This is a genomic window from Vibrio ziniensis, assembly GCF_011064285.1.
GTDB lineage: Bacteria > Pseudomonadota > Gammaproteobacteria > Enterobacterales > Vibrionaceae > Vibrio > Vibrio ziniensis.
This window is the reverse complement of record NZ_CP049332.1, coordinates 1,239,612-1,255,943: the sequence shown is the minus strand read 5'-3', so window position 1 is coordinate 1,255,943 and position 16,332 is coordinate 1,239,612. Positions and strand designations below refer to the sequence as shown.

Genomic DNA, 16,332 nt, shown 5'->3' with positions numbered 1-16,332 from the left:
ATGGCTAGTAATCTGGATTACAACTTACTGCAAACATTTGTTTTATTGTACAAACACAGAAATTTAAAGCTGGTTGGGCGAGCATTAGGCGTTACTGAAAGTGCGGTCAGCAAACACCTTTCTAAACTGCGCGAGCAACTTGACGACCCATTGTTTGTTCGTGACAGTCAAGGTTTCGAACCGACGTCTTTTACTGAAGAAATCATTCCTACTCTAATTGATGGCCTAAATACCATTCAGACTGCGTTGGCAAAAAATACTATCGATTGTGCCAACTATGAAGGTGATATAACGATAGCAATCATTCCAGTAATGCACATACAGTTTGGTGCGCAATTGTTGTTAGAACTAAAAACAACCTTCCCTAAGGCAATGATCTCTCTCTTAACGTACGACAACCACACTACTCAAGACATAGCCAACGGCTCTATAGATATGGGCGTCAATTATTTTAACCCGATGCTGAGCAAGTCTATTTATCAGAAGCGGATTAAAATGTTAAAGCATGGGGTTATTTTGCCTGCAAGATTAGCCGATCTCACCGATGACCAGATCCTTGACTTACCGTTTGTCGCGATGGCAGCCCGTGGGCGACACGATATTAAAATTTTTCTTCAGGAAATCAGTGTGCAGGCTGGTCATGAACTGAATACCTACGCTTATGTCGATAATTTGATTTGTATGTTGAACACAATTGAGGAAATTGACGGGTTTTCTATTGTTCAGTTGTTTGATGTTTCGGACGAACGATTCTGTTTTCGGGTGTTACCTGAGATCTATCAGGAAGCAGATAATTACTCATTGGTATCAGTGATGAAGGCAAGTAACAAAAGCAATCCCTTGCACATGTTGCTTTCGGATATTCTTAAAAAGAAAATCGAGCAGTTCTCTGTTTCTTAAGCAGATTCTTTAAGTTGTACCAGTTCAATGATTGAATCAACGTTACATTTGTTCAAAATTCGGCTCTTATAAGTGCTTACCGTTTTCGTGCTGATTGATAGCAATTCAGAAATACGTTTGTTGGTGAAACCTTTTACAAGATAGTTGTAAACAATTGTTTCACGTTTAGACAGCGCAGAGAACTCATTGTCGCTGTTATGCTTAAAGACATTGTAGCCGCGTAATACACTTGAAATAGCGTCTTGAATAATCTCAGTGTTTTCTGTTTTTAATACATAACCATTCGCGCCCATTTTCTTCGCTGCGTTTGAATACATACCGTGCTCATTACTTGATACGAACAGTATCTTACCTGCGAACTGTTTCGCTCTCATGCGACGTAGGAAATCTAAACCATCAAAACCAGCCAACTGAATATCTAAAATGATTAAGTCGATATCATATTGTCTTAATGCTGAAGCCGCGGTAAACGCATCGCTCGCTAATAGCACTTTCTCGAAGTTATGGTTTGTATGAAGCATCTGTTGCATTGCTTGTTGTACCATTGGGAAACTATCAATAATTAGTGCTGTTCTAGTATTCGCTGTCATGTTGTATACCCTATTTATTCTTAAAGCGTTAACTTAAAGCGTTAACTCATGGAACTACTATAGGGTTTTTCTTACAGAAGGTGTGGAAAAGGGGTATTTCCAAGTAGGAAACTAAGTGGTTTGTAGTGGGTTATTCTCCGATGTAATTTTGAATAATTTTTTCTATTGTTCCTGAGTTTTGTAGCTCGATAAGTGCAGAATCGAATTCCCGAACAAATTGCTCTTTATAGGGGTAATTCGCTTCATTAACATTACTATAAGCTAAGTATCCAGACTCGGTGTTTATGTGGGTGGCGATACTAAAGGTCAGTGGTTTCAACAAAGTTTCTTCATCAAGTAAGCGTTTTGTTTCCCAAAGAATAGATATTCTGTCATTTACGTAGCAGTCAATTCTGTGACTACGCATTTTAATAAGGTTAAGTTGATTTCCTTTTGCTTCAGAGATAGACAATTTGCCATTATCTGAAGCTTGCCAGAAGTCAGATCCACCAATATTGAAGCCAGAATTGATTCCAATAGTTAAACCGTAGAAATCCTCTGGCCAAATTTTACGTGTAGCTTGATTGATGATGTCATTATCACAAAATACGACAACTTCTTCATTTAGCATCGGATGAGAATAAGGAGATATGTAATCTCGGCTTTCGGGATGAAAATAGGGAGGCATCAAAGCGAAACTGCGTCCAGATTCAATCAGTTTAAGTCCGCGTTTCCAAGGTACAGGGCGAATAGAAATTTCGAAGTCTACAAGCTTTTGATCGATGGCATGGACTATGTCTGGATAGATACCGACAGCTTCGCCATCTACAGCATAGGTATAAGGTGGATATGACTCATCAGTTAATATTTCAACGGATATAGTTTTTCCGTAACTCCATGGCACGTATATTAATACACTCAGCATAGCTGCCCAGACTGTGCGCATTTATAGTCATCCTTTTCCAAACGTTCAATGCTAGTTTATTTTTATAAATGAGTTTCGGTTTATAAACAAAGAGTAAAACGCTAAACTGCACAAAAAATTTTACTGGATATGTGAAATGAATGAATTTGGGTCCGATTTCCAAGACGAAGATGAAATCGAAATAGAGGCCGTTGGTGTTGAGGTTGATAGCCAACCCATTGAGCTTTATAAAGTTTTGAAGATTGCTGATGCTGTTAGTGGTGGTGGTGAGGCAAAATACGCGATTACTGAAGGCTATGTTGCTGTTAACGGTGAAATCGAAACTCGTAAACGCAGAAAGTTATACGATGGTGATTTGATAGAGTTTAACCAAGAATTCTATTTGGTGATATGCGATGCACCGCCAACAGAAGCTGAAGTAAAAGCTAAACCTGTTAAGCTTCAGCCTGAAAAGGCGATTAAAAATAAGCAGGAAAAGAAGAAAAAGACAAAACCTGAAGTGGCTAAGACTAAAAACAAGCCTGAGATAAAGGCTAAGCCTAAAAAGATGGAAGAAGAAACGAAACCAGATGAAAAAATCGGTGGTAGAGGTTCGATTAAATTCTTCTAAAACAAATCGGATAATGGGGAGCTTATGCTCCCCATTTTCTTAACTCCAGTCGTCATCGAAAAAAGGTCGACCTTCTAAGGAGTAGGGATCCTCATCGAAAGGGTGTTCTGCTTTACCACGCAATCTTTCCAGCTGCGCTTCAAGCATATTAACTGTTTCGTAGTCTCCTTCTGAGCAAGCGATGTATATTTGTTGCTCTAGTGCGTCAATGCTTTCACGAATGTTCATCTAGCACCTCCTATATAACGGTGAGTGACATGAGACCGTTTCTCACCACAATTGTAGACCACATATGGCTATGTCGTATTATGTTGATCTTTGAATTAACCAGTTTACGTATCACGGATATCAATTAATGAACTGTAAAAAATTTAACCTTTTTTCTCAAAAATGAAAATATGAATAAAATTCATTACGTTATGTAAGGATTTTGTCAATCTTAACCTCAGGAATTTCCTAATGTGCATATGATTGACTACACTTAATTTTTATCCAACTCAGTGGTGATCTTGATGAAAAGTAAAGCAATTACAGTGGCAGTTATAGCAGCATTAGGTGTGAGTTCTTTAACTGGCTGTATGGGCCAAATGGCAACGACAGGTTTGGTTGGCAAATTCAACTTGGAAATTGTTGATAATCGGTATGGTCGTGAAGGTATGTTCCTACTTCTATCGCCAGTTTACGCTATCGCTTCATTTGCTGACTTATTTATTTTTAACGCAGTAGAATTCTGGACGGGGAAAAACCCATTATCTGGTAAGTCACCAGCGGTTGTTGATACACCTGCTGATGCAATTTTGAAAGTAAATGACAGTTTGGACTCGTCAGTGACTACAGTTCCACTTTCAAATAATAGCGATGTGAAATCAGCGACTATGCAACAAATCGATGAGAATACTATGCAGATGGATATCTCTTATCTAGATGGTTCTCATAAAGTATTACGTGGTGAGAAAGGACAAGGCAGCGTAGCGTTTTACTTGAACGACGAATATATAACAACGGTTTCTAATGAAGAACTTATCAATTATATCCACACTTCAAAAATTTAGATGTACTGTGATATAACCGTCATACACAGCTAACTATAGTAAAACGCTCAGTAAGTTTTTGCTGGGCGTTTTTAATATTCAAAGTACAAACCTAGTTACGATTACTCATCTAAAATTACTAATAGTTGCGACTGATGGACTATTAGAATGAACAGTAAAACTATTTTGCTGGCTATACTCATAGGTATAACATTCCAATCGTCAGCAGATGAAGATCATCAAGCTTTTATAGTGAACGGCTCATATGCTGATACCACTGCATTTCCTTCTTATGTTGCGTTGTTTGTTGATTTGTTGGCATACAATAACACCTATTACAAAGGGAGTTATTGTGGTGGGACTATTCTAAATTCGACGCATATTTTAACGGCTGCACATTGCGTATATAGCACCAATCCGGATTCCAGTCTCTATACCTTGTTCACTACCGTTGTGCCAAATTTGCAGTATGAGAGTGATTTTCCATATGGTATTACTGAAAAAAAGCGTGTAGCAAAAATTTATTATCCCGATAGTTTTAACAGATCTACACTCGACAACGATCTTGCAATTTTGCAGCTAGAATCAGCTTTAAAAACTATAAGTTCGATTAATTATGCAGTAAGACCAGATTCTGGCTCGGTGTATAGAGCTTCCGAAATTGAGTTTTATGCTGTTGGTCATGGTAATACAGAAACAGGAGAAGACAACGTAGATTCGTTACAGAAGGCTTCTTTGTATTATGTATCTAACAGTGCTTGTAAATACAAGAACATGTCAGATTCCAAACTGTGCATGAGCGGAAATATCGACGCACTAAATGGCCTTGAAGCCAGTACTTGCCAAGGTGACTCTGGTGGTCCTTTGTTTTGGTACTATGGCGGCGAATATATTCAGGTTGGCGTGACCAGTTATGGACCGGCAAGTTTTTGTGGTGATTCGAATTATAGTGCTACTTCTGTATTTACTGAAATATACGATTATAACGATTGGATAAACAGTGTATTGGCTGGCTCAACGGCTGAAAAGTTTGTTGCTACAGAGGCTAAAAGAGAAGCGTATATTGCCAATCCACCGAGTTCTACTGATACAGGGTCTTCTAATACTGACACTGGTGGTCTATTGAGTGTTTTAGCTTTGTTTTGGCTGCTATTGATTACCTTTTTTAGGAAAGCTTGTTGTTGAACTTTTTCGCGCACTCTTCTTCCCAGTTATAACAAAGTTCGTAAACAAGTTCTTTTACGCTCACTGGATGCATTATATCAGCTTGTGCAATGTTGAGTTTATGTACCATGATATCGTTGAAAAGCTGCCATTGCTTTAATAAGCATTGATCTAAACTACTTGTTTCATCGATCCATGTCTCTTTCATGAATGGTGTTAAACTTGCGGCTCCGTGACTAAACATGATCATTTGCCACTTAATTTCCCACACTTTAATGGGGGCATCTGGATATTCGTTATTGTATTGTGAAGATAATCCTTCGACGATATTTTCCAATTCTCCTGCTGTATCAATAAAATAGTCAATAAGTGCATCTTCTTGACGCACGGCATCGGCGATAAACTGGATAGGTTGTTTTACTATCAAACCATGTGCAAGTATGCGCATAACAAATTGATAGAGTTTAACATTTACTGCTGTGTCGACTGGTATTTCGGCTAAAACTTTTCTTAAGTAAAGTTCCATATAATGATGCATACCATCACTAATATGGTGCCAAATTTTTTCTTTGCTGCCGAAGTGATGACGAATCAAACTGTGTGATATCCCAGCTTTTTCGCTGATGTTTCTTAGCGACACGCGCGCATAGCCTAACTCACAAAATAAATTGGTGGCTTCTCGTAGAATATGTAGTCGGGTTTTATGAGCGTCATCGGCGCTTCGACGCCCTTGTTTTTTATCAGTCATATCAAGAATTCATCACTATCTATGGGCGATGTTTTACCAGATTTAAGAATATTTTTCACGAAAAAGAGTGCTATCAATAATCCAATTGCACTATTTACCTAGCAGAAATGGATTATTGATAAGAAAAAACTAAATTAAGGCGCTTAGTTTTTGTAGCAGTAGATCGATATCTGTTCGAGTGATGTCTTTATGAGTCACAAATCTAATTGGGTTTCCTGGTGAAATAATAATATTCTCTTGCTTTAATTGCGATGCAATGGAATAGATATCAACGGTCTCATCCAACTTTGCAAACACTATATTGGTCTGGACCCAATCAGGATTTAGAAAAAAGCCTGGCAGTTCATTGAGCCCATAAGCGAGATGTTTTGCATTGTCATGATCAATTTTTAGCTGAGCAACTTGCTCTGTCAGCGCAAGTTTACCTGCTGCTGCCAAAATGCCCGCTTGGCGCATACCTCCGCCTAGCATTTTTCGAATACGTCTGGCTTTGGCGATGTACTCTTTGGTTCCCAAAAGTAAGGAGCCGACTGGAGCACACAAGCCTTTAGATAGACATACTGTCATTGAATCAAAGTACTGAGCAATGTCCTTCACATCTGTCTCTAAAGCAACAGCTGCGTTGTAAACGCGCGCACCATCCAGATGTAATTTGAGATTATGTTGATCAACAAAAGCTCTTGCTTGTTTTAGATAATCAATAGGTAGGACTTTACCGTTGATGGTGTTTTCTAAACTCAAAAGGCGGGTACGGGCAAAATGAAAATCGTCAGGTTTTATTGCAGCTTTTAACTTAGCTAAATCGATAGTGCCATCGGGATTATTTTCAATGGGCTGAGGCTGAATGGAACCAAGTACTGCGGCACCGCCAGCTTCAAACATATAGTTATGCGCTTGTTGACCACAAAGGTATTCGTCACCACGTTCGCAATGTGACATCAAAGCCAGCAAATTTGCTTGAGTTCCTGAAGTGGTAAAAAGTGCAGCTTCAAATCCATGTCTTTCTGCAGCCCATGTTTCAAGATCATTAACGGTTGGATCATCACCATATACGTCGTCACCCACTTCTGCTCGAGCCATAGCGTCACGCATGGCGAGGGTTGGTTTAGTTACTGTATCTGAACGAAAATCCATTTTAATTCCTTATAAGTATTTTATTTTTATAAATATTTGCATAACTTTGCTTTGCTCAGGCAAGCAATGGTCTTTGAATCTGTTATTTCACCGTTAATGATCTTTTGCTCTATCTCCTCTACAGAAAGAGTAATGACATCAATCACTTCATCATCATCACAGCTATATCTTGACGTTTTCGATAGCTGTTTTGCGATAAATAAATGTTGAATTTCATCACAGAAGCCTGCCAGCGGAGTGAACTGACCTAAACTAATAAATGTGTCGCTGCTGTAGCCAGTTTCTTCTTCGAGTTCTCGCTGAGCACATACAAGCGGTGATTCCTGATTCTCAATGGTGCCTGCAGGAAGCTCTAGTAACCATTTTTTAAGAGAAGGGCGAAACTGGTTGATCATTATTATGCGATTGTCTGCCGTTATTGGAAGAATAACAGCAGCACCTGGATGCACAATGGTTGTGTGCGTAATTGAATTTCCGGTAGGAAGCTTAACATTTTCTTCAACAAGAGAAATTCGTTTCCATGTGTGTATGGTTTTGCTCATGCAAATCTTTCATTTTGATGGAGGTGAGCCACTTCGGCGTTGTATGTCTACCTTATCGTATTTGGTTGCAGAATCTCAATCGGAATTATATTTAGCGCTGCTATTTTATGTGTTTAATATGAGTTCCATGTCGCATAAGTGCAAACTATGATTGCATCATATTGCACTTAAGATAGATCTGATATAACAGTTCGTCCAAATTCGGATTATTGTTGTAACTAAATGATAACAAATGTGTAAGCTTTTATATAAGAACGAATTTAGGTATTGCTTAGGAGCGCTAGCATGATCAGTCCAACTCAAGCCTCTCATGGACAAAAAGCGTTGCTGTCAGAGCGCATAAATAAGCTCTCCAAAGCACTCTCTGACGGCGTTTATGAAAGAGAGAGTACAATCAAACTCTGTTTACTTGCAGCTCTCGCAGGTGAAAGTGTCTTCCTTTTAGGTCCTCCTGGTATTGCAAAGAGTCTTATTGCAAAAAGGCTTATACAAGCTTTTGATAACAGTAGTTACTTTGAATATTTGATGACTCGTTTTTCAACACCTGAAGAAGTTTTTGGTCCACTAAGCATCCAAGAGCTTAAAGATAATGGTCGTTATGTACGCTTAACTAAAGGCTATCTTCCTACTGCCCAAGTTGTATTTCTGGACGAGATTTGGAAAGCGGGCCCTGCAATATTGAATACGTTACTTACCGTCGTGAATGAAAAGACATTTAAGAATGGCAGTGACATTGAACGAGTGCCGATGCGTTTGCTGATTTCAGCTTCGAATGAGCTGCCTGATGAAGATAGTGGTCTAGAGGCGTTATATGATCGCATGTTGGTTCGTGTGTTTGTTAACCGGATTCAAAATAAGCAAAATTTTAAATCCATGTTAACAGTCGGTACGCCTCAGGAAGCAAGAATTCCAGCAGGTCTGGCGATTACAGACCAAGAATATCACGAGTGGCAGAAGCAGTTAGACAGTCTTACACTTACTGATGAAGTGTTTGAAAAACTTTACCAACTAAAAAATATGCTTGAGTCAGCGGTAGAGGATAGTTCCTTGTCATTCCATGATATGTACGTGTCTGACCGCCGCTGGAAGAAAGCTGTTAAATTATTGAAGGCGAGTGCATTCTTTAATGGTCGTGATGCCATTAACCCATTGGATATTTTGTTGCTACAAGATTGCTTATGGAATAGTCCTGAATCGCGTGAAGTTGTTCATAATGTAGTGAAAGAGTTCGCTTTGCGTCATGCTTTCGATCAGCTGGAAGTTGAGCATCAAATTTCTTTATGCCATGAAGAGCTCGCTTCAGTTCAAGATGAATTGGAATCTGAATTTGGCATGATGTTGTCGTTAGAAACAGCCGCTAGCGGGCTAATGAAGAAGAAGAAACTCATTAACCAATACGACATTAAAGGTGCGAAGAGCTATAAGATTGGAGCTGCAACAGATCTTGTTAAGTTAGCGCTATTGCAAAGCAATATGTCTGTTTCTGAATCAGAAAAAGGGGATAGCCGTTGGGTGTATGTACCAAAGAATGATTTGGAAAGAGTGATCAAAGACGGTCAAGGCGATGTTTATGGTTACGTAAACCAAAATACCAATATGTGCCGTCTTAAATTCGATGTAGATGCAACGAACAATCTGGTGATTAAAGATATTGCGAATCGATCAGTGATGGTCTCCCTAGTGACCAAAGACGGATTGAATGAAGGGCTTTACCAAGACTGGTTAGCGAAGACAGAACAGGCGATGGCGCAATTAAAACATGCAGAGCATCATTTGCGTAAAGTGCGTTCAACGTTCCATGGAGCGTTACCACATAACTTTATTGATCCAACTTTACCAACAGCGATGGAAGCAACACTACACTCATTGCAGCAACAGTTGGAAGCAACGCAAACTGAATGCGAGAAAAGCGCTCAGCGTTATAAGAATCTTGTGCAGTTTTTTGAATAGGAGTGATCATGCTTGGTGCTGACGGGCTAAACCTTGCTCTCATGATTGCAGATAGCGGTATTATTGATACCGCGATTAACGATCTCCTTGCCCGCTCACAAGTCATGATGATGGCGGAAGACCGAGGTGTTAGGACTACGGTCAAAAATCACCTATTGAAATGGCGTGGCAGCGTTAAAAAACGTATTACCCGAGTGTGTGAAACTGAGCGTTTCCAGCAAGAGCTTGGTTACTATCAGGAAGTCATTCATTGGGATGAAGAGACTTTCTTTAAACGTATTGATGATGTCATCAAAAAGCTTGAGTGGCACTCTGCATTCTATTTACAAGCTCGCCGTTTGATGGAAAAAAACAAGGGCATTCATAACCCTATGTTCCCACATTTCTTTTGTGATCAATGGTATAAGTCATTAAGTGATGCAATTAAGCAAGCTCAGGTGATGGAGCTTGAAGCCAATAAAGAAAAGCTACTGACTGATCTGTATCAGCGTATGGAAACCATGCGTAATATGGACAAAATTACAGAATCCGGAGATGAAAGCAGCGTTGGCAGGTTGTGGGATATGGCTTCGGCTAAACTAAGCCGTAGTGATTTAACGGTAATGAAGCGCCATGCAGAATTTTTAAAAAAACATCAAACGCTGCAGGAGATCGCGGAAACCTTAGGACGTATGGCCAGTGACGTTGATGATCCGGATTTAAACCGTGCGCCGACGGAAGAGCCGCAAATGGTCGAAGAGAAATCAGACGAAGCGACAGATGATATTGTCGGCATTCATGAAAGCGATGACCTCAATAAAATGCTGCCGAATGAAACGCTTTTCCTAGCGTATCCAGAGCTAGAGGTAATTTTCTATAAGCACTTAGTTGATAAGCGTTTAATGAATTACCGAATGCAAGGTAAGTCACGTACGCTACGTAAAGTCAGAGCGCATAAGCCAAATAACAAACAAGCTGATATTGAAAAAGGACCATTTATTGTCTGCGTAGATGCATCTGGCTCAATGCATGGTTTTCCTGAACAATGTGCAAAAGCGATAGCCTATGCTCTGATGCAGATTGCTTTGGCTGAAGACCGTGACTGTTATGTTATGTTGTTTTCGACTGAGCACATCACTTATGAGCTCACTAAACAGGATGGTTTACGTGAAGTAAGTGATTTTTTAAGTTATTCGTTCCATGGCGGCACCGATTTAGAACCAGTTCTGAAGAAATCAGTAGAGCTGATGACAAACGGAACTTACAAGAATGCGGATTTGGTGGTGATTTCAGATTTCATCGCACCTAAGCAAAATGATGAAATTTTAGGTCAGGTGAACCGATTGAAAAACGCTAAGAACCGTTTTCATGCGATTACTCTATCTCGCTATGGAAACCCTGAGTTGATGAGTATGTTTGATCATTGTTGGCATTACCATCCCAACATTTTCGGACGCTTGGCAAGAAAATGGTAAAACTATAATAATCATCATAGGCAGTTAAGTTAATGTGCGTTAATTTTAATCAGTTAAACTTCAATTGCTTACTTACTATTCAAACAGACGAAATTTAATAAAAAAACGGTTTTTTTTTTCTTAGGCTGTGGCATAGTAAACATGTCCTTTCGATGCGCGGGCATCGTATAATGGCTATTACCTCAGCCTTCCAAGCTGATGATGCGGGTTCGATTCCCGCTGCCCGCTCCAAGCTTTTCTATTCGTTGTTCAGTTCTGTAACCATTGAAAATATAACGCTCTACTGCGTGTTTTCGTATACCTAATATTTACCTATTTTTTTCTTTTGGCTCACGTTCAATCGTCGCTGTTTTTTTAGCGAAATGTGTGATTAGCACGTCAATAGAATTTTTTTGCCGAAGTCTATATAACCAGTTTCTTTAATAGGGAAGACGTCTAAGTATTCTCTTGAATTCATCACAATAATAAAAGTTGTAAGGTCATAGCCCAACTTTTTAATCTCTGAGTGTTTAAACTCAATCAGAGTATCTCCAATATTAACTTTCTGGTTTGCAACAACTTTAGGAGTGAAATGTTTTCCGCCTAAGTTGCTGGTGTTAGTTCATTTATTTATCAAATAAATATTTGAAGCACGTCATATTCATCATGTACAATCCAGCTCTGTTTAAGGGAGTAGCCTTCTTCTAATTTAGAAGAGTGAATGTCAACAGTCTCCAAGCCTTACGCTTGTGGTATTCACGTCCTATCTGGTTCTGGCAAGACTTAAGCAATATGAAGGTTCGGGTCGGATCTTTATTATTGCTTAATCGTTCGCCGACCCAATTGTGAAAGGGCATTTTCTTACGATGACAGCTATTTTCTTTTATCCGCGCTTATCCATTTCTATGGTTGAATCGCGTCTCCGCTCTAACTTACCTGCTTTTAAAATCCAGTCACTTTCAGGAGCTCGACTATGTTGCTAGCGATGCTTGCTATTGTTGTTGGTTTTGCATTACTTGTTTGGAGTGCAGACAGATTTGTTGACGGCGCAGCGGCAAGTGCAAATCATGCCGGTATGCCACCTTTACTTGTAGGTATGCTGGTGGTTGGATTTGGCACATCGGCGCCAGAAATGGTGGTATCCATGATGGCTGCGATGGACGGTAACTCGCCGTTAGCATTAGGTAATGCGCTAGGTTCTAACATCGTTAACATCACTTTAATTCTTGGTTTAACGGCCATCATAGCTCCCATCGCTGTTCACTCGAATATTATTCGTAAAGAGTTACCGATTCTTTTGATCATTACTTTAGTTGTTGGAGCAATGCTTTGGAATCACGACATTAGCACGATGGAAGCTTGGTTATTGCTCGGTGGCTTCCTATTCCTCATTTGTTGGTCAATTTGGCAGGCTATCAAGGGTAAGAATGATTCTTTAGACAAAGAGTTTAGTGAAGAAATTTCTCAGCAAAACATGCCATTAAAGCGCGCGATTTTCTGGTTAGTGCTTGGACTTCTATTGCTGATCGCCAGCTCAAGAGTGTTGGTTTGGGGGGCGGTTGAAATTGCAACACAATTAGGTGTGAGTGATTTACTCATTGGTCTGACGATTGTTGCGCTAGGCACATCTTTGCCTGAGTTAGCTGCGTCAATCGCTGCTGCACGAAAAGGTGAACACGATATAGCGGTAGGTAATGTCGTTGGTTCAAATATGTTTAACTCGTTAGCGGTGATTGGTATTGCTGGAACGATTGAACCTATCAGTAACATTGGCGCAGAAGTGTTTTGGCGCGATTGGACATCAATGCTGATAGCCACTCTTATCTTGTTGTTTACCGCATTGTTCTGGGGAAAAACAAAGAGCATTAATCGTTCGGAAGGCTTGATACTTCTACTGTGTTATGTCACTTACAACGCTTATCTCATCTATAACGCGCTATGAACGGGATTCATTTAAATAAAGACTTGTCATTCAAAACGGAAGAACCATGGAAACTTTAGTTAATCTTTACGAATTACATCAAGACCTGATTATTCAGCTGACGCAAAACAGCTTGCTCACGATCGTCGTTTTTATCGTCGCATCAATCGTTTCTAAGATCGTAAGACGTGGTGTTCACAAGGCCGCTGAAAAGTTAAGTGGCGGCGATGAAATTGTTTCTCGCCTACTTTCCCAAGTCGCCTATTACGCGGTTTATCTCGTCGCTCTGGTTATTATCCTTGACTTATTTGGTGTCAACACTGCCAGCTTGGTTGCCTTGTTGGGTGCAGCAGGCTTAGCGATTGGTTTGGCGCTTAAAGACACGTTAAGCAACATCGCCGCTGGGATTATGATCCTATTTCTTAAACCGATTAAGAAAGGTGAATTTGTTGAGTTTAGTAGTTACTCAGGCAAAGTAACCGATATTGGTTTGTTTACTTCGGTTTTTGAAACCGCTGACGGTTTGTACATCTCCAGTCCAAACAGTGTGGTTTGGGGCTCTACGATTAGGAACTTTAGCCGTAATAACAAACGCCGTATGGATATTACCATTGGTATTTCTTACAAAGACTCGGTTGAAGTAGGCTTGGAAGTTCTGAATAAATTGGCGTCAGAGCAAGAGGCGATTCTTAAAGATCCTGAACCAAAAGTGATTGTCCATATGCTTGCAGATAGCTCTGTTAACCTGCAATTGCGAGCTTGGGCTCCAACAGACCAGTACTGGGATACTTATTGGGCAATCCAAAAGCAGATCAAATCAAGAATTGAAGAGGCAGGCTTGAGCATACCGTTCCCACAGCGTGATCTTAACATCAAGTGGACTGACGAAATGCCGGTTAAGCGTTAAGGCTCACAGAGGGCATTTGCACTCAATAGATTGAAAAAGATGCATTTGCCCCAATGATATTAAGTATGAAAACGAGTTTATTTTCTCTCATGCGCACACTGACGATATTACTATTCGTCAGTGTATTAGTGTCTGTTTATTCTGGTGTTGCTGAGAATTCAACCTGGAAGGCTTTTGCGCAGATTAATGCAGGGAGTTACTCTAACATCCAACAAGATGAACATCTTAGTTTTCATACTTCTGATTCTGCAAAAAGTACTAACACAGCTCAGCATGATAGGTCATTGAATGATGGCTTATGGTATGCACCTACCGTCAATCAGCGCTGCATCAGTATGTCGGGATTGTCTTTTGAAGATGATCATCCCGAATATCTGCTCGCGGCAGAAATCTTATTGCCCAATGTGCCTGAACTTTGTCTTGGATATGCTGTTGCATTACCACGTTATCCTTGGACTCTATTCAATTCTGGGCGAGGTCGTCTAAACGGCTGGAAAGAGTCAAACTTACAGTACCGCTTTATCCATCATATTTGATGTTTTTGTCTCCACGCTTTTAAGCAAATAACACTTTATTGGGTATCCAATCACCTCATGTTTAGGTGGTGTTGGGCTACCTGCTGTTCGGCTATGCCGTAAGCTCAATAAGACAAAGAGCAAATATGTTTAATCATTCTATTTTTAACGCGTCCACTAAGCGACGCACATCAGCGCTGCCCAATCGCAACGCCAAATGGAAATATGTAGTATTAATCACCACTATTATCATCATGGCATTAAGCGCTATTCCCACTTGGTATGGTGAAGATGCTGCTATTCAAATACCATCCTCTGCTGGGTTAAATCTTGACTCAGTGGAGATCAACCACGTTCTCACTCAAGAGGATGTGTTAATAAAGAAAATCAACTCGAACCAACAAACTACCCAAGTCGTTTTGGCTGACTCGAATCTGCAAGCGAAGGCTAAAGATATTCTCGCTAAACATGCTCAGTATCCTGAAAAACTGACACTTTCATTAAGCCCAGCCGCGCCGGATTGGATGCTTAACCTCGGGTTTTCGCCAATAAAACTCGGGTTGGATTTGCGTGGTGGTGTTCAGTTTCTTTTGGACGTTGATGCAACACCTGTATATAAATTGCAAGCCGAAGCTGCGGCTAACGCGCTAAGAGAATTTGCACGAACTCAGGGGATTAGAGGGTTACAACTAAGCTCTATCAACGAAGAACAGCTGCAACTCACTTTACCTAATGAGGCAAGAACGGAGGTAAGAACGTTTGTAGCGAGTCAATTGCCACAATGGCAAATAATTCGTGATGGGCAAAAGTTAAAACTTCAGCTCAATGAAAAAGATAAAAGCGACTTGCGAACGAGAACCGTCCAGCAAAATCTACAGATTATGAGAAGCCGTATTGAAGAACTAGGAGTGACCGAGGCATTAGTTCAGAGAGAAGGTGAAAATCGTATTCGAATTGAATTGCCGGGAGTACAAGATCCTGCGGTGGCGAAAGACGTTATTGGTTCGACAGCAACGCTCGCATTTTACGAAGTGCTTCCAACTCGTGGTGCCAATAGACAGTTCATCAATAACGCGCAGGGGGAAAGTGTCATTGTTGCAAAAACTCCTGTTTTGACAGGAACGCATATTCTTGATGCGAGAGCCAGTGCCGGAGAACTGGGACAAGCAGAGGTCAACATTACCTTAGATAGTGAGGGTGGAAAGCAGATGACCACGTTTTCCAAAACTCACATCGGCAAACCGATGGCGACCGTATTTAGTGAGTATGGTCGTATGCCTGATGGGACGTTGACTCAGAATAATGAAGTTATTAGCGTCGCAACCATCCAGTCTGTATTGCCTGAGAGTTTTCGGATCACCGGAGTTGGTACACATCAACAAGCTCAGCAATTGGCTTTGTTACTTCGAGCTGGTTCAATGACCGCACCCGTCACTATTGTCGAGGAGCGTACTATTGGCCCAAGTTTAGGTGCTGAAAACATTGAGAATGGATTTGCAGCGCTGGCCTTAGGCTTGGCGAGTACATTGTTGTTTATGGCGCTTTGGTATCGTCGTTTAGGTTGGATCGCGAATATTGCTTTGCTAGCCAATATGGTGCTGCTGTTTGGTTTGATTGCGTTGATACCGGGAGCCGTTTTGACTCTGCCGGGGATTGCTGGCTTAGTGCTTACCGTTGGCATGGCAGTAGATACCAATGTGCTGATTTTTGAGCGTATACGCGACAAACTCAAAGAGGGAAGAAGTTTTGCCAATGCTATAGACCGCGGGTTTGATAGCGCGGTTTCAACAATCTTTGATGCAAACATCACAACTATGATCACCGCTGTGGTGCTTTATGCCATCGGTAACGGTCCAATCAAAGGATTTGCTTTGACTCTTGGGCTTGGTTTGATTACCAGCATGTTCACTGGCATTTTTGCCTCTCGTGTCCTTGTTAATCTTGTTTATGGACGTAATTCATCGCGTGATGTGAGGGTTTAAT

Annotated in this window: 16 protein-coding genes, 1 tRNA gene and 1 pseudogene; 11 read left to right on the top strand and 7 right to left on the bottom strand. The window is 40.5% G+C overall.

Annotated features, from left to right (window positions below):
* Window positions 1-900 carry a LysR family transcriptional regulator gene (locus tag G5S32_RS20640; RefSeq protein ID WP_165314015.1) on the top strand — a complete coding sequence of 300 codons (900 nt, stop codon included), beginning with the start codon at window positions 1-3 and terminating at the stop codon, window positions 898-900.
* Here the strand turns inward: G5S32_RS20640 and G5S32_RS20635 are convergent.
* Complete coding sequence (locus tag G5S32_RS20635) at window positions 897-1,490, bottom strand: response regulator transcription factor (protein ID WP_165314014.1); 594 nt, start codon at window positions 1,488-1,490, stop codon at window positions 897-899. The genes G5S32_RS20640 and G5S32_RS20635 overlap by 4 nt on opposite strands.
* A gap of 130 nt (window positions 1,491-1,620) precedes the next feature.
* Window positions 1,621-2,415, bottom strand: a complete 795-nt coding sequence (locus G5S32_RS20630) for a substrate-binding periplasmic protein (RefSeq protein WP_246201140.1) — start codon at window positions 2,413-2,415, stop codon at window positions 1,621-1,623.
* Window positions 2,416-2,530: 115 nt separating this feature from the next.
* Between G5S32_RS20630 and G5S32_RS20625 the strand changes: the two genes are divergently transcribed.
* Window positions 2,531-3,004 carry an RNA-binding S4 domain-containing protein gene (locus G5S32_RS20625; protein ID WP_165314013.1) on the top strand — a complete coding sequence of 158 codons (474 nt, stop codon included), beginning with the start codon at window positions 2,531-2,533 and terminating at the stop codon, window positions 3,002-3,004.
* A 39-nt stretch (window positions 3,005-3,043) separates the two neighbouring features.
* Here the strand turns inward: G5S32_RS20625 and G5S32_RS20620 are convergent, their stop codons facing one another.
* A complete protein-coding gene (locus G5S32_RS20620; RefSeq protein WP_165314012.1) occupies window positions 3,044-3,232 on the bottom strand; it encodes a hypothetical protein in 189 nt (62 codons plus the stop codon).
* A 284-nt stretch (window positions 3,233-3,516) separates the two neighbouring features.
* Between G5S32_RS20620 and G5S32_RS20615 the strand changes: the two genes are divergently transcribed.
* Together G5S32_RS20615 and G5S32_RS20610 are read left to right on the top strand one after the other, a co-directional pair.
* Window positions 3,517-4,056: a DUF3332 domain-containing protein gene (locus G5S32_RS20615; RefSeq protein ID WP_165314011.1), complete on the top strand. Its 540-nt coding sequence runs from the start codon at window positions 3,517-3,519 to the stop codon at window positions 4,054-4,056.
* Between the two features lie 147 nt (window positions 4,057-4,203).
* On the top strand, window positions 4,204-5,220 hold the full coding sequence (locus G5S32_RS20610) for a S1 family peptidase (RefSeq protein ID WP_165314010.1): 1,017 nt from the start codon (window positions 4,204-4,206) through the stop codon (window positions 5,218-5,220).
* Here the strand turns inward: G5S32_RS20610 and G5S32_RS20605 are convergent.
* The 3 genes from G5S32_RS20605 to G5S32_RS20595 all read right to left on the bottom strand — a co-directional run bounded on the left by G5S32_RS20605 (window position 5,201) and on the right by G5S32_RS20595 (window position 7,623).
* A complete protein-coding gene (locus tag G5S32_RS20605) occupies window positions 5,201-5,947 on the bottom strand; it encodes a TetR/AcrR family transcriptional regulator (protein WP_165314009.1) in 747 nt (248 codons plus the stop codon). The two genes, G5S32_RS20610 and G5S32_RS20605, sit on opposite strands and share 20 nt — an antisense overlap.
* Before the next feature lie 129 nt (window positions 5,948-6,076).
* Window positions 6,077-7,081 carry a low-specificity L-threonine aldolase gene (ltaE, locus tag G5S32_RS20600; protein WP_165314008.1) on the bottom strand — a complete coding sequence of 335 codons (1,005 nt, stop codon included), beginning with the start codon at window positions 7,079-7,081 and terminating at the stop codon, window positions 6,077-6,079.
* Window positions 7,082-7,107: 26 nt separating this feature from the next.
* Window positions 7,108-7,623 (bottom strand): NUDIX hydrolase, encoded by a 516-nt coding sequence (locus G5S32_RS20595; protein WP_165314007.1) that lies wholly within the window; start codon window positions 7,621-7,623, stop codon window positions 7,108-7,110.
* Between the two features lie 285 nt (window positions 7,624-7,908).
* Here G5S32_RS20595 and G5S32_RS20590 point away from each other — a divergent pair, with 285 nt between their 5' ends.
* The 3 genes from G5S32_RS20590 (at window position 7,909) to G5S32_RS20580 (ending at window position 11,258) form a co-directional block, all read left to right on the top strand.
* A complete protein-coding gene (locus tag G5S32_RS20590; RefSeq protein ID WP_165314006.1) occupies window positions 7,909-9,573 on the top strand; it encodes an ATPase RavA domain-containing protein in 1,665 nt (554 codons plus the stop codon).
* Window positions 9,574-9,581: 8 nt separating this feature from the next.
* Window positions 9,582-11,027 (top strand): ATPase RavA stimulator ViaA, encoded by a 1,446-nt coding sequence (gene viaA, locus G5S32_RS20585; protein WP_165314005.1) that lies wholly within the window; start codon window positions 9,582-9,584, stop codon window positions 11,025-11,027.
* 156 nt (window positions 11,028-11,183) lie between these two features.
* A tRNA-Gly gene (locus G5S32_RS20580) sits at window positions 11,184-11,258 on the top strand.
* Between the two features lie 139 nt (window positions 11,259-11,397).
* On the opposite strand, the pseudogene G5S32_RS21750 reads toward G5S32_RS20580, so the two are convergent.
* A pseudogene (locus G5S32_RS21750) lies at window positions 11,398-11,613 on the bottom strand (PTS glucose transporter subunit IIA); the annotation flags it as partial.
* A 366-nt stretch (window positions 11,614-11,979) separates the two neighbouring features.
* Between G5S32_RS21750 and G5S32_RS20570 the strand changes: the two are divergent.
* From G5S32_RS20570 to secD, 4 genes are all read left to right on the top strand, one after another.
* A complete protein-coding gene (locus tag G5S32_RS20570; protein ID WP_165314004.1) occupies window positions 11,980-12,948 on the top strand; it encodes a calcium/sodium antiporter in 969 nt (322 codons plus the stop codon).
* A gap of 46 nt (window positions 12,949-12,994) precedes the next feature.
* Window positions 12,995-13,834: a mechanosensitive ion channel family protein gene (locus G5S32_RS20565; protein ID WP_165314003.1), complete on the top strand. Its 840-nt coding sequence runs from the start codon at window positions 12,995-12,997 to the stop codon at window positions 13,832-13,834.
* A 65-nt stretch (window positions 13,835-13,899) separates the two neighbouring features.
* Window positions 13,900-14,370 carry a hypothetical protein gene (locus G5S32_RS20560; RefSeq protein WP_165314002.1) on the top strand — a complete coding sequence of 157 codons (471 nt, stop codon included), beginning with the start codon at window positions 13,900-13,902 and terminating at the stop codon, window positions 14,368-14,370.
* A 125-nt stretch (window positions 14,371-14,495) separates the two neighbouring features.
* Window positions 14,496-16,331, top strand: coding sequence for a protein translocase subunit SecD (secD, locus tag G5S32_RS20555; RefSeq protein WP_165314001.1), 1,836 nt, complete (start codon window positions 14,496-14,498; stop codon window positions 16,329-16,331).
* Window position 16,332 lies beyond the last annotated feature (1 nt).

Bases quoted from the DNA above. Each gene is read 5' to 3' on its own strand.
- G5S32_RS20640 (WP_165314015.1), top strand. From the start codon at position 1: ATGGCTAGTAATCTGGATTACAACTTACTGCAAACATTTGTTTTATTG.
- G5S32_RS20635 (WP_165314014.1), bottom strand. From the start codon at position 1,490: ATGACAGCGAATACTAGAACAGCACTAATTATTGATAGTTTCCCAATG.
- G5S32_RS20630 (WP_246201140.1), bottom strand. From the start codon at position 2,415: ATGCGCACAGTCTGGGCAGCTATGCTGAGTGTATTAATATACGTGCCA.
- G5S32_RS20625 (WP_165314013.1), top strand. From the start codon at position 2,531: ATGAATGAATTTGGGTCCGATTTCCAAGACGAAGATGAAATCGAAATA.
- G5S32_RS20620 (WP_165314012.1), bottom strand. From the start codon at position 3,232: ATGAACATTCGTGAAAGCATTGACGCACTAGAGCAACAAATATACATC.
- G5S32_RS20615 (WP_165314011.1), top strand. From the start codon at position 3,517: ATGAAAAGTAAAGCAATTACAGTGGCAGTTATAGCAGCATTAGGTGTG.
- G5S32_RS20610 (WP_165314010.1), top strand. From the start codon at position 4,204: ATGAACAGTAAAACTATTTTGCTGGCTATACTCATAGGTATAACATTC.
- G5S32_RS20605 (WP_165314009.1), bottom strand. From the start codon at position 5,947: ATGACTGATAAAAAACAAGGGCGTCGAAGCGCCGATGACGCTCATAAA.
- ltaE (WP_165314008.1), bottom strand. From the start codon at position 7,081: ATGGATTTTCGTTCAGATACAGTAACTAAACCAACCCTCGCCATGCGT.
- G5S32_RS20595 (WP_165314007.1), bottom strand. From the start codon at position 7,623: ATGAGCAAAACCATACACACATGGAAACGAATTTCTCTTGTTGAAGAA.
- G5S32_RS20590 (WP_165314006.1), top strand. From the start codon at position 7,909: ATGATCAGTCCAACTCAAGCCTCTCATGGACAAAAAGCGTTGCTGTCA.
- viaA (WP_165314005.1), top strand. From the start codon at position 9,582: ATGCTTGGTGCTGACGGGCTAAACCTTGCTCTCATGATTGCAGATAGC.
- G5S32_RS20570 (WP_165314004.1), top strand. From the start codon at position 11,980: ATGTTGCTAGCGATGCTTGCTATTGTTGTTGGTTTTGCATTACTTGTT.
- G5S32_RS20565 (WP_165314003.1), top strand. From the start codon at position 12,995: ATGGAAACTTTAGTTAATCTTTACGAATTACATCAAGACCTGATTATT.
- G5S32_RS20560 (WP_165314002.1), top strand. From the start codon at position 13,900: ATGAAAACGAGTTTATTTTCTCTCATGCGCACACTGACGATATTACTA.
- secD (WP_165314001.1), top strand. From the start codon at position 14,496: ATGTTTAATCATTCTATTTTTAACGCGTCCACTAAGCGACGCACATCA.